The sequence below is a fragment of the Congregibacter brevis genome, assembly GCF_045689245.1.
Taxonomy (GTDB): domain Bacteria; phylum Pseudomonadota; class Gammaproteobacteria; order Pseudomonadales; family Halieaceae; genus Congregibacter; species Congregibacter brevis.
In genome coordinates, this window is the sequence record NZ_CP136865.1 from 1,149,340 (window position 1) to 1,163,735 (window position 14,396).

At 55.5% G+C, this 14,396-nt stretch carries 14 protein-coding genes; 8 read left to right on the top strand and 6 right to left on the bottom strand.

The features are described 5' to 3' along the window. Positions 1 to 3 precede the first annotated feature (3 nt). Positions 4 to 486: a glutathione peroxidase gene (locus R0137_RS05090; protein WP_405271087.1), complete on the bottom strand. Its 483-nt coding sequence runs from the start codon at positions 484 to 486 to the stop codon at positions 4 to 6. Positions 487 to 574: 88 nt separating this feature from the next. Next, the gene (locus tag R0137_RS05095; protein ID WP_407329056.1) at positions 575 to 1,753 is read right to left on the bottom strand and encodes a fatty acid desaturase; all 1,179 of its coding nucleotides are present in this window, start codon (positions 1,751 to 1,753) and stop codon (positions 575 to 577) included. 75 nt (positions 1,754 to 1,828) lie between these two features. On the opposite strand from R0137_RS05095, the gene R0137_RS05100 reads away from it, so the two are divergent. After that, complete coding sequence (locus tag R0137_RS05100) at positions 1,829 to 3,175, top strand: MATE family efflux transporter (RefSeq protein WP_407329058.1); 1,347 nt, start codon at positions 1,829 to 1,831, stop codon at positions 3,173 to 3,175. Here R0137_RS05100 and R0137_RS05105 read toward each other — a convergent pair. From R0137_RS05105 to R0137_RS05120, 4 genes are all read right to left on the bottom strand, one after another. Continuing rightward, positions 3,172 to 4,518 carry a glutamine synthetase family protein gene (locus tag R0137_RS05105; RefSeq protein WP_407329059.1) on the bottom strand — a complete coding sequence of 449 codons (1,347 nt, stop codon included), beginning with the start codon at positions 4,516 to 4,518 and terminating at the stop codon, positions 3,172 to 3,174. The two genes, R0137_RS05100 and R0137_RS05105, sit on opposite strands and share 4 nt — an antisense overlap. Positions 4,519 to 4,614: 96 nt before the next feature. Beyond that, positions 4,615 to 5,460 (bottom strand): LuxR C-terminal-related transcriptional regulator, encoded by an 846-nt coding sequence (locus R0137_RS05110; RefSeq protein ID WP_407329061.1) that lies wholly within the window; start codon positions 5,458 to 5,460, stop codon positions 4,615 to 4,617. 91 nt (positions 5,461 to 5,551) lie between these two features. Beyond that, entirely contained in the window at positions 5,552 to 6,157 is a 606-nt protein-coding gene (locus tag R0137_RS05115; protein ID WP_407329063.1) for a lytic transglycosylase domain-containing protein, read from the bottom strand. Positions 6,158 to 6,164: 7 nt separating this feature from the next. Then, a complete protein-coding gene (locus R0137_RS05120) occupies positions 6,165 to 7,880 on the bottom strand; it encodes a proline--tRNA ligase (RefSeq protein ID WP_407329064.1) in 1,716 nt (571 codons plus the stop codon). Between the two features lie 460 nt (positions 7,881 to 8,340). Between R0137_RS05120 and R0137_RS05125 the strand changes: the two genes are divergently transcribed. The 7 genes from R0137_RS05125 (at position 8,341) to ruvB (ending at position 14,391) form a co-directional block, all read left to right on the top strand. Next, complete coding sequence (locus R0137_RS05125; RefSeq protein WP_407329973.1) at positions 8,341 to 8,763, top strand: HU family DNA-binding protein; 423 nt, start codon at positions 8,341 to 8,343, stop codon at positions 8,761 to 8,763. Positions 8,764 to 9,055: 292 nt separating this feature from the next. After that, positions 9,056 to 9,367: an FmdB family zinc ribbon protein gene (locus R0137_RS05130; protein ID WP_407329066.1), complete on the top strand. Its 312-nt coding sequence runs from the start codon at positions 9,056 to 9,058 to the stop codon at positions 9,365 to 9,367. A 56-nt stretch (positions 9,368 to 9,423) separates the two neighbouring features. Next, positions 9,424 to 11,205: an aspartate--tRNA ligase gene (gene aspS, locus R0137_RS05135; protein WP_407329067.1), complete on the top strand. Its 1,782-nt coding sequence runs from the start codon at positions 9,424 to 9,426 to the stop codon at positions 11,203 to 11,205. A gap of 26 nt (positions 11,206 to 11,231) precedes the next feature. Beyond that, the gene (locus R0137_RS05140) at positions 11,232 to 11,978 is read left to right on the top strand and encodes a YebC/PmpR family DNA-binding transcriptional regulator (protein ID WP_407329069.1); all 747 of its coding nucleotides are present in this window, start codon (positions 11,232 to 11,234) and stop codon (positions 11,976 to 11,978) included. A 126-nt stretch (positions 11,979 to 12,104) separates the two neighbouring features. Then, positions 12,105 to 12,623: a crossover junction endodeoxyribonuclease RuvC gene (gene ruvC / locus R0137_RS05145; RefSeq protein ID WP_405271097.1), complete on the top strand. Its 519-nt coding sequence runs from the start codon at positions 12,105 to 12,107 to the stop codon at positions 12,621 to 12,623. 45 nt (positions 12,624 to 12,668) lie between these two features. Continuing rightward, the gene (ruvA, locus tag R0137_RS05150; RefSeq protein WP_407329070.1) at positions 12,669 to 13,277 is read left to right on the top strand and encodes a Holliday junction branch migration protein RuvA; all 609 of its coding nucleotides are present in this window, start codon (positions 12,669 to 12,671) and stop codon (positions 13,275 to 13,277) included. A gap of 43 nt (positions 13,278 to 13,320) precedes the next feature. After that, positions 13,321 to 14,391: a Holliday junction branch migration DNA helicase RuvB gene (gene ruvB, locus R0137_RS05155; RefSeq protein WP_407329072.1), complete on the top strand. Its 1,071-nt coding sequence runs from the start codon at positions 13,321 to 13,323 to the stop codon at positions 14,389 to 14,391. Positions 14,392 to 14,396: the final 5 nt, after the last annotated feature.

The following is a 14,396-nucleotide window of genomic DNA, read 5'->3' on the forward strand; positions in this document are numbered from 1 at the left end:
ATTCTATAAAAGCGCTTGAATGTCTGAGGCGATTGCCTCTGGTTTGGTCGTAGGCGCGTAGCGCTTGACCACATCTCCGGCACGATTCACGAGAAACTTTGTAAAGTTCCATTTGATACGCTGGCTGCCCAGAGCGCCTGGTGCTGCCTGCTTCAGGTGCGCAAACAACGGATCAGCGTCGCCGCCGTTCACGTCGATCTTCCCAAACATCGGGAAACTCACCCCGTAGTTTAGCTGGCAGAATTCCTGGATCTCATCGTTGCTGCCGGGATCCTGGCTACCGAACTGGTTGCAGGGGAAGCCCAAAATAGTAAAACCCTGATCTTTGTACTGTTCATAGACAGACTCAAGGCCAGCAAATTGAGGGGTAAAGCCGCACTTGGATGCGGTGTTTACAATGAGCAGTACCTGCCCGCGATAGTCTTCTAAAGATTTTTCGTTGCCCTGCTTGTCCTGGGGGGCGAAGCCGTAAATGCCATCACTCATGGAAATACCTCTTAGCGGCGATTCTCAGGGAATCGCCATGAATTTAAGATTTCATTCACGAACTATACGCCGACCGTCAGGTCGTCGATCATCCTGCAACGGCTTGTGGCTGCCATTGGTTTATCAGAGTGCGCAGTCGCTTACGCTGCACCCGAAGTGAAAATTCCAGCTCACGGAACTGACTGCGGAGTTTTGCCTGTTCCCAGCGCTCCTGAAACTGTTGATAGCGCTCAGCAACGACGCCCTCAAGCTGCTCCCTGTGTCGCTCGTAGCGATCAGCTTGTAGCTGCTTCCACTGGTTAACCGAGTCCGTAAACAACTGGTACTCGCGTTCAAGAATAGCCGTTAACGCTGTTTCTTCTTGATCCGCAGCGAAGTCTTGAGCGCGTTTGAACTGCATATCTAGCAGCGCGCGCTGGATTCGAAAATCCGGCACGGTCTGAAGGTCCGACGCCAAGCCCACTTTTGCTAATCCCGCGATCATCCACTTGGTGGGATCCCACTGGTACCAGCGGATACCGTTGCGGTAGTCTTTTTGGAAAATATGGTGGTAGTTGTGATAGCCCTCACCATAAGTCAGGAATGCTAGAAAACCATTGTCCCGAGCACTGTTTTCTTCGGTGTAGGGTCGGCTTCCCCAGTAGTGAGCAAGAGAATTGATGAAGAAAGTCACGTGATGATTCACGACCAGACGCAATAGGCCGACCAGAAGCACGGTGCCAATCACGTCACCCAGGGCTAGACCCAGGAGAATCGGCACGCCCAGGTTCATAAATGTCGTGATCGCGACGTAGTGTTTGTGCTGCCACATCACGATAGGGTCACGCATTAAATCTTGCGCATTGCTGAAATCCTCTCCATTGGTGGCATACTCGCGCAGCATCCAGCCCATGTGGCTGAACCAGAGGCCTCTGCCAGCGGAATAGGGGTCTTCAGCGTTATCGTCGACATGTCGATGATGGCGGCGGTGATCTGCGGCCCAAATGAGTATGCTGTTTTGTAGCGCGCCGGCGCCCCAGAGGGCGAACCAAAGGCGAACGCTCCAGTGAGCTTTGTAGGCCTTGTGGGACCATAAACGGTGATAACCACCGGTAATGGAGAGGCCATTAAGATATAAAAATACGACTGCCCAGACCCACTGGGTGGCAGTGAATCCGGCGTAAATGCCCCATAGTGGCACTAAAATAGCGGCCAATATGGGAAATCCAACGAAGATCACGGCATTGACGCGGATCAGTGGCGGTTTAGGAGATTGTTCTTTCATCATGCAGGTGCCTAGTTTACGAGCGGCGATTTTAACGGGATCGGCGCCCGAAGTCTTGACTCGTTTTAGGGAAGCATTTTGAGCGGTCCGGTGTTCTTGAGCGGCTCCCCCATGCGCCACGTTCTGGTCATGACCGGCGCATCCTCTGTTGGTCTCATAGCGATGTTCACCGTGGACGTCGTGGACATGGTTTTCATTACCTTGCTGGGGGACCAGCGCCTGGTTGCCGCGGTTGGTTTCGCGGGCACCTTGCTATATTTCCTCCTGTCTCTGGGTATCGGACTTCAGATAGCGCTGGGCGCGTTGGTTGCGCGGGCAGAAGGTAATCAGGACCGAACCCTGGCGGGGCGTTACTGCAGCTCCGTACTGTGGTTTAACGCCCTTACCGTGGGTCTGGTAGCCGCCGTAGCCTGGATCTGGCTGCCTGAGCTGCTACAACTTTTGGGAGCATCGGGCGAGACTCTGAATTTCGCCTTGGCTTACAGCCGAATCCAACTTCCTGCGGTCCCGTTGCTGGTTCTTGGTATGAGTCTGTCGGCGGGGCTGCGCGCCGTGGGAGATGCGCGGCACAGCATGCTTGCGACGCTCGCGGGTGCGTTTGCAAACGCTGTGCTCGACCCGATTTTGATTTTTTACTTTGAGCTTGGCATCGAAGGTGCAGCTTGGGCGTCTGTCGCCTCCCGAGTGGTTGTTGTGAGCTACGCTGGATACGTGCTGTTTTTCAGGCATCGCCTACCCAGTCGCGTGTCACCGAGCATGATCGCGGCGGATGCCCCCGCAATCATGGTGATCGCAGTGCCTGCGGTGCTCACGAACCTCGCCACACCCTTTGGCAACAGTTTGGTATTGCGCATGATGTCGCAGTTTGGCGACAGTGCGGTGGCGGCGACCGCAGTGATGGGGCGATTGGCACCATTGGCGTTTGCCGTGGTGTTTGCCGTGTCCGGCGCTGTGGGCCCCATCGTTGGCCAGAACGCGGGGGCATGTCGCTATGATCGTGTGCGGCAAACTTTGTTAGACGCTTCGAAGTTTGTGGTGGCCTATGTTGCCGTAGCTTGGTTGATTCTCTGGCTGGTTTCGGACCTCGTAATCGCTACCTTTACCGCGAGCGATCTTGCTGCGGACTTACTCGGTTTTTACTTCCAATTTCTGGTGGGCGCCTTTGCTTTTAACGGCCTTCTGTTTGTAGCCAACGCCAGTTTTAACAACCTCGGCCGCGCCTACCTCGCCACATTGTTTAACTACGCCAAGGTCTTTTTAGGGGTTGTGCCTGCAGCTTACTTCGGTGCTTCTCTATATGGCGCGCGGGGTTTGATGGTGGGGGAGGTATTGGGAGCTTCGCTCTTCGGTGTCTTGGGCATGCTAAGTGCTTTGGCATTGGTTAGCCGTCTTCAGCGCGATTACCCGCCGCTCGAAACGGGCTAAAGCCTTTCGACGTAAGCGTGATACTCAAGGCTTGTGATGTGACGCTGGAACTCTGCGAGTTCCTGCGCCTTGGTGAGACCAAAATTGCGCTGCATTTCAGGGCCTAGAGCCGTGCTAACAAAACTGGACTCCCCAAACAGGTGGAGAGCATCCTGCATGTAAATGGGGAGGACTTCCGCGTCCAGTTGGCTATAGCCATCGCCGCTGATTGGAGCTTTTGGGGTGAGCTTGCGTTCGATACCGTCAAGAGCGGCAGCCAGAATAACAGCGAAAACCAGATAAGGGTTGGCATCGGCGCCCGCCACTCGATGTTCTAATCGCCGAGCTTTGTTGTTGCCCGCGGGTACTCGCACGGCAACAGTGCGGTTTTCGTAACCCCAGTTTGGAGTGATGGGCGCATGGCTCCCTTTTTGAAACCGTCGGTAGGCGTTGAAGCTGGGTGCGAAGATCGCAAACGAATCCGCCATATGCTGCAGGCAGCCGCCAATGGCGTGGCGCAGTTTGGGCGTTCCAAATTCCGTACCGTCGTCAAAAACGTTTTTGCCATCGCGATCAATCACGCTGCAGTGCACATGAAGCCCATTCCCGGCCTCATCGGCAAAAGGCTTGGGCATAAAGCTGGCGACAAGGCCGTGTTGCTTGGCAATCTCCTTGATGGCGTGCTTCATCATAAGGATCTGCCGGGCTGCGAGGACCGGATTGTCCACATGCTGCATGTTGATTTCGTACTGAGATGGCGCTGATTCTTTTACGACACCATCAAAAGGCAGGCTCTGTAGGTGACAGGCACGATGAATCTGCTCAAGCATTGCGTGATTTTGCTGAAGGACATCGAGGCCATAGAGGTTGCCGCCAATGGGCTCGCCTCGGTAGGGCTTCTCTCCGCTATGACTTGGATGTTTGCCGTCCCATTTCACCAGGCTGAATTCCAACTCCGCGGCTACGACGGGGCGCCAGCCTCGGGCGTGGTAGCGAGACACAACCCGTTTGAGAACCTGACGGGGATCCCCCAGATAACCTGAGCCGCCGGGGCGGAACATAGTGAGCATAAGTTGACCGTGGCGCCCATTGGGGGACCAGGGAGTCGGTAGGAGCGAGCCCTCAACGGGTAGGCACACGCCATCCTCGTCACCGGTGGCAAACACCAGTTCTTCGACGTCGCGTCCCCAGATATCGAGCGCAAGGGCAGTTTTCGGGAATTTAAGCTCCCCTTTATAAACCTTGGCCAGCTTGTTGCGCGGCAGCCATTTACCCCTGAGAACACCGTTACTATCAGGCAACAGCGCTTCTATCATCGATACCTTGGGATAGGCGCGTAGAAACCAGTCTACCTCCAGCGCCATAAGTCATATTTCCCGTGTTAAAAGATCCCCAGACCGCACTATTCCTAGGTGGAACACATCAGGCAATACCCCAGTTTGGGCACGCTGAGCCCTAAACTATGCCGGACCCATGTAAATGGTCAGGGGGTCTTCACCTGCGGCTTCTCCCAAACAGGACATGGTGTTGAGGAATAGGGAGAAAAGGTCGGTTTGTGAGTTCACATCAAGCTTGCGATAGATACTCTTGCGATGACGGCGCACGGTCTCTCGGGCAATGGATAACCTGTCCGCCGTTGTATCGGTACCGTAACCGCGGAGCATTAACTCCAGTACGCCTCTCTCTCGAGGAGACAACATGGATGTTCCGAAGGTTTTAAACGCTAAGTCAATTTGGTGGTCTATGCCCGGTTGAATGAGATTCTCTACGGCAAAGGCATCGAACTCACTGTGGATGCGCAGGAGCTCCGAAATTGGATCCGCAATAGAGTAGAGCAGTTGATACTCATCATCGCTGAACAGGCCCTGCTCGGGCAGGCGCATCATCGAAATATTGATCACACTGCCGCCCTGAAGCTGGGATAAAAAGATCGCCTCGTCTACGGTCCCCGTATCGCCATAATAGTTGGTGTAATAGCTTGAGGACTCGAGACGCCCTGCGGTAACTCGTGATAGCCGGTAGATGCGATTTTTGGGGCGATCGATGGATGTTTGAAAAAACGGATCTTCGCGATAAGGTCCTTCCAGGTAGGCATCAATCTGCGAGGCAACGGCCACGGGGGGGATCTCATGGTAGAGCACGCTGGGCGGAAGATCGCGGTGGTAAAGCCAGACCTGAGGGTAGGCAATAGGCACTCTCTCGCGCACCGCGGCGATGAGGGCCGGAAAAAACTCATCGCGACCCAAGGCGCCGACGGCTCGGGCTAAGTCGCGATTCCACTCACTCAGTAGTGTCAATTTGCTCATGCTAGCGGAGCCGGTTTGCGTATTTCACAAAAAAACGCCGTGTACAAGGAGTGTCGAGAGTGTGTTGCGAGTGCTGGGCCATGTCAAACCGCTAGTCGCTCCAGTTGAGGTTGCTGGTACGCCAATGTTCCCGCCAGGCAAGTTCCACTTTGTCGCTGTAAACCCGTCTGCCGCTGCTGCCGTTATAGGCTGCGAGAGCTCGGTGGAGGACGCCGTCTTCCCGTTGCAAGTAAAACTGCAGAATTCGGCAGCCATAGTCGAGATTGGTAAGGTTGTCGGTAAGGTTGTCATCGGGCCGTCCGATCTCGTTCTTCCAAAACGGCATAACTTGCATGAGCCCTTGAGCGCCTACTCGCGACACCGCAAAGCGATCGAAGTGACTTTCGACCTCTATTACCGCCAGTACCAGTTCTGGCGCCAGTGAGCTGCGGCTTGCCGCCGCGTGAATTTGTCGCAGAAGTTGGAGCCTACTGTCCGCATCGGGTACGTAGCGTGTGAGCCGGGCGCTCATGTCGACTAGCCAAACTTCTGCGTCGAACCGGTCGTCAAAGCTCTCACTGGCCACTATGTTGGATTCAAGAAACTGCCGCAGCGCTTCCCGTTGCGCGTCCCCTGGAGACAGTCCGTCTTGGGCAGCAATATGCCCTGCGGCAATCAACAATAGCGCGCTAGAGAGCTGAGCCAGACGCTGCAACAAGTGGGTCTTAGCTTCCTTGCTGGAGCTGTGAAGCGATAAAGCCCATAGCGTCCGCAAGGGGCACTCGTTGTGATTCGGCATCCCGTCGGCCCTGATACTCAATCTCACCTTCGGCCAGAGAGCGGTCCCCAATAACAATCCGGTGGGGAATTCCCAGTAGCTCCATATCCGCGAACTTCACACCAGGCCGCTCGTTTCGGTCATCCATAAGGACTTCGATTCCCTGCTCCTGGCACTGCGTGTGCAGAGCCTCGGCAGCTTCGGCTACCGCAGCGGATTTGTGCATGTTGAGGGGTACGATCGCCAGTTGGAATGGAGCCATCGCGCTTGGCCAGATGATGCCTCGCTCGTCGTTGTTCTGCTCAATCGCTGCAGCGACAATGCGGCTAACGCCGATACCGTAGCAACCCATGCTCAGTGTCACATTGCGCCCGTTTTCATCAAGGACTTTGGCGTTCATCGCTTCACTGTACTTTGTGCCGAGCTGGAAAATGTGACCCACCTCGATGCCGCGACGTATTTGAAGCGTGCCGCTACCATCAGGGCTGGGGTCTCCGGACATGACGCTGCGCAGATCGGCAGTCGCGTAGTCGCTGATATCCCTGTCCCAGTTAGCACCCTCGAAGTGTTCATCGGGGCTGTTGGCCCCACAGCAAAAGTCCGCACAGGCTGCGGCGCTATAGTCCGCCACGACTGGGATAGACAGGCCAACAGGCCCAATGGAACCAAAGCCTGCACCACAGGCTGCCTTAGCCTCCTCTTCGGTCGCCATTCTGAGAGGCGATGCGACCAGAGGATGTTTTTCGGCTTTCACAGTGTTGAGCTCATGATCACCACGAATCACCAGCGCTACGAGGCCGCCCTCGGCAGCCTCTACAAGCAGCGTTTTTGCCGTGCTATTTGCGGGCAGTTGCTGAGCCTCGCAAAGATCAGCGATGGTTTTCACTCCCGGCGTAGCAATCCTGTTTAACTCTCTGGACGGTGCGGGCCGCTGATCGCTTTGATCAAGGGTCTCGGCCCGTTCCACATTGGCGGCATAGTCACTGCCATCACTAAAGGCGATGGCGTCTTCTCCAGAGTCCGCCAGCACATGAAACTCGTGGGAAGTGTTCCCGCCAATGCTTCCGCTATCGGCCATAACGGGTCTGAAGTCTAGTCCTAGGCGCTCAAAGACCTTGGTATAGGCTCGATGCATCACCTGGTAGGTGGTCTCCAGAGATGATTGGTCCGGGTGGAAGGAGTAGGCATCCTTCATGAGGAATTCCCTGGCTCGCATAACACCGAAGCGAGGCCGTATCTCATCTCGCACCTTGTTTTGAATCTGATAGAGATTCAGTGGCAACTGTTTATAGCTGCTGATTTCGTTGCGCACGATGTCGGTGATGACCTCTTCATGGGTGGGGCCCAGGCAGAAGTCGCGATTGTGTCGATCCTGTATACGCAGCAGCTCGGGTCCGTACTGCTCCCAGCGGCCGGACTCCTCCCATAACTCTGCTGGCTGCACCATCGACATTGCTAGTTCCAGCGCGCCCGCCGCATCCATTTCTTCGCGGACAACGCGTTCGACTTTGCGAAGGACTTTTAAGCCCATGGGCATCCATGTGTAGAGTCCGGAAGACAGCTTGCGGATCAGGCCCGCACGGAGCATGAGGCGGTGGCTGATGATCTCCGCATCTGCTGGGGTTTCTTTGTGCGTAGTGATGAGAAACTCGCTACTGCGCATTGGTTTTTTCCTTGTTCCTGCGATGGTGGGGGAGTGTAAGACGCAATCGCGTGGTGGTACAGAAACGAATCACATAACTTTTGTGCTAGCGTACGGCGCTTCTTGCAGGAAATACCTAAAAAAATAGGGTTTTTTTGCCGCGCATTGCGATAAACGCTTGTATTGTAGGGTTGAGTGATTTATATATGTTCCCAAGTTGTGATTGACGCTTTATACGCAGTCTCAAGGCGCTTAGCAAAAGGCGCTAGAGGGTGTGCTGAGAGCAAAATCACGGCTTGTATGCCCAGGTCAATAAATGGAGAAACGCGACGTTTTTTCTGACAAAGCTCCTGTCGTGGGGTGCATCGGTGAGGCCTATGTATTTAGGTCACTGATCCACGCTCCGGCTTTTGGACCCCGGCAGAAAACGCGTCGTTGCATGAAACATAAAGCCCTTAAACCGCAAGGAAGGTTCATAATCATGGCGACACGTAAAGCAGCAGCAAAGAAAGCCCCAGCTAAGAAGAAAGCAGCAGCCAAAAAGGCACCTGCCAAGAAAGCAGCAGCTCCCGCTAAAAAAGCAGCACCCGCGCTGAAAGACAAAATGACTAAGACTCAGGTCATGGCAAGCATCTCTGAAAGCACAGGTCTGACTAAAAAGCAGGTGGGCGATGTGATGTCAGAGCTTGAGACACTCATCGAGCGCAGCATCAAGAAGCGTGCTGTTGGCGAGTTCACGCTGCCAGGCCTGATGAAGATCACCACAGTGAAGAAGCCTGCAGTGAAGGCGCGCAAGGGCATCAACCCTTTCACTGGTGAAGAGACGATGTTTAAGGCGAAGCCAGCAAGCGTTGCTGTGAAGGTTCGTCCTCTGAAGAAGATGAAGGAGTTTGCTCAGTCCTAAGTTAGGGCAGAGCAGAGTAGGGCGTCTCTTCGGGTCGCCCCTCGTTCCAAGCGTCTAATCTGAGCCTGTCCGGCACGACTTCTCCGTCGGGTAGGCTTCGATTCTCCCGTCCCCTGATTTTCAGGGTTGACTTTCTCCCATTGGTTCGCATCGCGAGCTGAGGTAGAATCCGCGCCGCTTTTTAAAATGCCTCTCGCTTGTCGTCTAAGCGTACCGCCTCAGGTTCGGGTCGGAGGTCGAAACGGCCCCATCCATCGGCGACAGAGCCTTTGCGTTGGAAGGATTTACTACCATGCCCATATATGAATACCAGTGTACTGAGTGCGGCGCACTCCACGAAGCTCTGCGCAAGATCAGCGATCCACCGCTGACTGATTGTCCTGCTTGCGGCAAATCTGCGCTACGCAAGAAGGTCTCCGCGGCGGCTTTTCGTCTGGCGGGCAACGGCTGGTACGAAACAGATTTTAAGAGCGGTAAGAAGAAGAACCTGGCCGGTGACAGTGGTGCCAGCTCCAGTGATGCCTCCGCCGGAGGCTCCGATAAGGGTGCGCCGGCGGCAAAACCATCGAAAACTGATACAAGCAGCGGTAGCTCCGCGGCCTAATTTTTGTTTGAGCAACGCAATGAGCGTGCAACTTAACCCCATATATAGGAACCACCATGCGCAGCCATAACTGCGGCCTTCTTCGAAGTGCCGATATTGATGAGACCGTAACACTCTGTGGCTGGGTGGACCGGCGCCGCGACCATGGTGGGGTGATCTTTTTGGACCTTCGTGATCGCGACGGGATTGTGCAGGTGGTATTTGATCCTGACACCGAAGAGCATTTTGCAACCGCTGATCGCGTACGCACGGAGTATGTACTCAAGGTCACGGGGCGGGTTCGCGCCCGTAGCGAAGCCACCGTGAACCCCAGCATGGCGACGGGTGAAATTGAGGTGCTTGGGAAAGAGATCGAAGTACTGAACACGGCCGCGACACCGCCTTTCCAGCTGGATGAGCACACTTCCGTCGGCGAAGAGGTTCGTCTGCGCTACCGCTACATGGATTTACGTCGACCCGAGATGCAGCAGCGTTTGCGTCTGCGCTCCCAGGTGACCGATGCGGTACGTCGCTTTCTGCATGAAGAAGAATTTCTGGACATCGAAACGCCCATCTTGACTCGCGCGACGCCCGAGGGCGCCCGCGACTATCTCGTGCCCAGCCGTACCCATCCGGGACAGTTCTTTGCGCTGCCGCAGTCCCCTCAACTATTCAAGCAGTTGCTGATGGTGTCGGGCTTTGATCGCTATTACCAGATCGCCAAGTGCTTCCGCGATGAGGACTTACGTGCCGATCGTCAGCCTGAGTTTACGCAAATTGATATCGAAACCTCGTTTATGGACGAGGCAGGGATCATGGAAATCACCGAGCGCATGGTGCGTGGGCTGTTTCAGTCGGTGCTGGGTGTTGATCTACCTAGCTTTTCGCACATGACCTGGAAAGAGGCGATGGAGCGCTTCGGCTCTGATAAGCCGGATCTGCGCATTCCTCTCGAGCTGATTTCTGTGGACGACTTGATGCAGCAGGTCGACTTCAAGGTCTTCAGAGGTCCAGCTGATGACCCTCTGGGTCGTGTGGCAGCCTTAAAAGTCCCGGGTGGTGCATCAATATCCCGAAAAGAGATCGACGACTACACCCGCTATGTTGGTAACTATGGTGCCCGAGGGCTTGCGTGGATCAAGGTCAATGATCTGGCGGCCGGTGTCGAAGGCCTCCAGTCTCCGATTTTGAAGTTCATGCCTGATAACGTAGTCGCGGCGATGATGGATCGCCTTGAAGCGGCGAACGGAGACATTGTTTTCTTTGGCGCGGATCGCGCGGGCATCGTGAACGAGGCTTTAGGCGCATTGCGCATCAAGGTCGGTACGGATCAAGGTCTGGTGAGCGAAGGTTGGGCGCCTCTTTGGGTGATCGATTTTCCTATGTTTGAAGAAGACGGCAACGGCGGTTGGACACCACTGCATCATCCGTTTACTGCGCCGGCCTGCGACTTGGCGACGCTTAGCCAGCATCCTGGTGAGGCACTATCGCGAGCTTACGACATGGTGCTCAATGGCACCGAGCTCGGCGGAGGCAGTGTACGTATTCATAATCTGGAAACGCAGGAAGCGGTTTTCGATATCTTGGGTATTGATCCTGCAGAAGCACGGGAGAAGTTCGGCTTCCTCCTCGACGCACTCAAATACGGTGCGCCACCGCACGGTGGCTTGGCCTTTGGTCTGGATCGAATTGTCATGCTCATGAGCGGTGCTACTTCTATTCGCGACGTTATTGCATTCCCTAAAACGCAAACTGCTGCCTGTGTGATGACTGAAGCGCCGGGTACGGTAGGTGCTTCGCAACTTCGTGAACTGCACATTCGACTGAGAGAGCAGGAAAAGAAAGAGGGTGAAAGCTGAGTCTATTTTGACCAGGGGGATCACTGATGGCCGGACATAGTAAATGGGCCAATATCAAGCACCGCAAAGCGGCACAGGATGCCAAGCGCGGAAAAGTGTTTACCAAGCTCATCCGCGAGCTGGTTGTAGCCGCTAAGCAAGGGGGTCCGCTGCCCGAGGATAATCCACGCCTGCGCGCCGCCGTAGACAAGGCCTTGGGTTCCAATATGACCCGCGACACCATTGATAGAGCGATCGCCAGGGGTGCGGGAAACAACGAAGCGGATGACGTTGAGGAGCTGACTTACGAGGGTTATGCCTCGGGTGGGGTTGCGGTACTCGTTGAGGTAATGACCGACAACCGCAATCGCACGGTGGCGGAGGTCCGTCACGCCTTTAGCAAACGCGGTGGAAACCTTGGCACCGATGGTTCGGTCGCCTATCTATTCGAGCGTAAGGGTCAAATTAGCTTTGCCCCGGGTGCCGATGAAGAGCAGGTAATGGACGTGGCGCTGGAAGCCGGCGCCGAAGATGTCCAAGCAGCAGAAGACGGCTCTATTGAGGTAACCACTGCCTGGGAGGAACTGTCTGTCGTGAAGACGGCCATGGAGGCTTCCGGTTTGGAGCCCGCTGAGAGCGAGGTCACCATGATCGCTTCCACAACCGTCGCCGTTGACGCACGCGGAGCAGATACAGTGATGGGTCTTATTGACGCTCTAGAAGAGCTGGACGATGTTCAGAACGTTTATTCCAACGTCGACATACCGGACGACGTTCTAGAAGCGATGTCTTAAACACGATCTCCTCACGGCGTTTTCCCGGGAGAAATCTAGCGCGCTTTTCAGCCCTCCTGCGCTGGAAACCCTGTATATTTATACATACTATAGGCTCTCGGCACAGCGACCGGTTGGGCGCAGCTCATGGCAATTATTCTAGGTATTGATCCCGGCTCCCAAAAGACGGGTTTCGGTATCATCAGTACGCTTAACGGCAAGAACAGCTACATCACCAGTGGCGTTATCCGTCTGCCGAAAGGCGCCTTACCTGAGCGGCTGCGGATCATTGCCGAGAGCGTTGCGGAGCTGGTCGAGCTGCATGGGCCCACGGAGTTATCTGTGGAGCAGGTGTTTCTTGCGAAAAGCGCTGATGCAGCCCTGAAGTTAGGACAGGCCCGAGGCGCAGCTATCGTGCCCTGCGTGATTCGAGGGCTGGATGTCAGTGAATATTCCGCGCGTCAGATTAAGCAATCCGTGGTAGGTACGGGCGCTGCAGACAAAGCTCAAGTGCAGCATATGGTCAAAGCCTTGCTCAAGCTTCCCGGCGCGCCTCAGGAGGATGCCGCGGATGCACTGGCGGCGGCACTTTGTCATGCGCATACTCGCGATGGCTTGGTTCGAGTGGCAGGCGCTACTGCGATTCGTCGCGGCCGTATGCGCTAGCTAGCCATTTCTTTGGATAAAAAGAGTTAAAAAGGGACGCCTAAGGTGATCGGTCGAATTTCAGGAACGTTACTGCACAAGCAGCCCCCCGAGATACTCGTGGACGTGGGTGGTGTGGGCTACGAACTCCAGGTACCAATGACCACGCTCTTTCAGTTGCCTGCGCTGGGAGAGCTGGTAACGCTGCTGACTCACCACGCCGTGCGGGAAGATGCGCAAACGCTGTATGGCTTTGTTAGCGAGCGGGATCGCCAGTTGTTTAGACACCTAATCAAGGTCAGTGGTGTCGGCCCCAAGCTCGCACTGACGATACTGTCGGGAATGGATAGCGATCGCTTTGCCCGGGCAGTGCGAGACGATGACCTCACTGCCTTGGTTGCTTTACCGGGCGTGGGTAAAAAAACCGCAGAAAGACTACTTATTGAAATGCGCGATCGCCTTTCGGGATGGCTCGAGCAAGCGGGCGACAGCTCTTCTACAGCCGGACAGTTGTCGCCTGCATCGGATAAACTCAGTGATGCTGAGGATGCATTGGTGGCGCTGGGCTACAAACCTGCTGAAGCTGCGCGTCTGGTGGCTCGCGTAGACAGCGACGCGATTTCCGACAGTGAAGAATTGATACGACTTGCGCTCCGCTCCACGGTACGCGGTTAGCAATGACGGGCAGCAGTAACTATCAGGCAGGGCACGATTTTTCATGATTGAGACAGACCGTCTAATAGCTCCGGATCCTGTGGGTGTCGTTGAGGACGCTCAGGATCGCGCTGTTCGGCCAAAATCCTTGGGAGAGTACATCGGTCAGCCCGTCGCTCGAGAGCAGATGGAAATCTTTCTGGCCGCGGCGAAAGGCCGTGACGAGCCCCTGGATCACACACTTATATTTGGTCCGCCGGGCCTGGGGAAGACAACCCTTGCCAGCATTATCGCCAATGAAATGGGCGTCTCGCTGAAAACCACTTCGGGTCCAGTGCTGGAAAAGGCCGGAGATATTGCGGCGCTCATGACTAACCTTGAGCCTGGCGATGTGTTGTTTATCGACGAGATTCATCGCCTGAGCCCCTTTGTTGAAGAAATCCTCTATCCGGCGATGGAGGACTACCAGCTGGACATCATGATTGGTGAGGGCCCTGCGGCGCGTTCCATCAAGCTGGATTTACCACCCTTTACCCTCGTCGGTGCCACGACCCGTGCGGGACTACTGACCTCACCTCTGCGAGATCGTTTTGGCATCGTGCAGAGGCTGGAGTTTTACGCCGTTGATGATCTCGCCGTGATTGTTGCCAGATCAGCGCGAATTCTGGAGATACCCATGGACGAGGCGGGTGCCCGAGAGATCGCCCGACGTTCGCGGGGTACGCCGCGCATCGCAAACCGCTTGTTGCGCAGGGTCCGGGACTACGCCGAGGTAAAAGGCGATGGCGAGGTCAACGCAGACATTGCCGATCGCGCTCTCGACTTGCTGAGCGTCGATGCGAAGGGTTTTGATCACCTTGACCGGCGTCTGCTGCTGGCCATGATCGAGAAATTTGATGGGGGTCCGGTGGGCGTAGACAGTTTGGCCGCCGCCATCTCGGAGGAGCGCGGCACCATCGAAGATGTTCTGGAGCCTTTTTTGATCCAGCAGGGCTATATGATCAGAACGCCCAGAGGCAGGATGGTGACGCGCTTGGCCTACCAGCATTTCGGCGTGCCGATGCCCAGTGATGAGCGTTCCACCTCACCGTCCACTGACGGACAGGGTACGTTGCCATTGAGTTCTGGCGAATGATCACC

What these genes read in the sequence shown, in the direction of transcription:
- R0137_RS05090 (WP_405271087.1), bottom strand. Translation starts at nt 486, where the DNA reads ATGAGTGATGGCATTTACGGCTTCGCCCCCCAGGACAAGCAGGGCAAC.
- R0137_RS05095 (WP_407329056.1), bottom strand. Translation starts at nt 1,753, where the DNA reads ATGATGAAAGAACAATCTCCTAAACCGCCACTGATCCGCGTCAATGCC.
- R0137_RS05105 (WP_407329059.1), bottom strand. Translation starts at nt 4,518, where the DNA reads ATGGCGCTGGAGGTAGACTGGTTTCTACGCGCCTATCCCAAGGTATCG.
- R0137_RS05110 (WP_407329061.1), bottom strand. Translation starts at nt 5,460, where the DNA reads ATGAGCAAATTGACACTACTGAGTGAGTGGAATCGCGACTTAGCCCGA.
- R0137_RS05120 (WP_407329064.1), bottom strand. Translation starts at nt 7,880, where the DNA reads ATGCGCAGTAGCGAGTTTCTCATCACTACGCACAAAGAAACCCCAGCA.
- R0137_RS05125 (WP_407329973.1), top strand. Translation starts at nt 8,341, where the DNA reads ATGGCGACACGTAAAGCAGCAGCAAAGAAAGCCCCAGCTAAGAAGAAA.
- R0137_RS05130 (WP_407329066.1), top strand. Translation starts at nt 9,056, where the DNA reads ATGCCCATATATGAATACCAGTGTACTGAGTGCGGCGCACTCCACGAA.
- aspS (WP_407329067.1), top strand. Translation starts at nt 9,424, where the DNA reads ATGCGCAGCCATAACTGCGGCCTTCTTCGAAGTGCCGATATTGATGAG.
- R0137_RS05140 (WP_407329069.1), top strand. Translation starts at nt 11,232, where the DNA reads ATGGCCGGACATAGTAAATGGGCCAATATCAAGCACCGCAAAGCGGCA.
- ruvC (WP_405271097.1), top strand. Translation starts at nt 12,105, where the DNA reads ATGGCAATTATTCTAGGTATTGATCCCGGCTCCCAAAAGACGGGTTTC.
- ruvB (WP_407329072.1), top strand. Translation starts at nt 13,321, where the DNA reads ATGATTGAGACAGACCGTCTAATAGCTCCGGATCCTGTGGGTGTCGTT.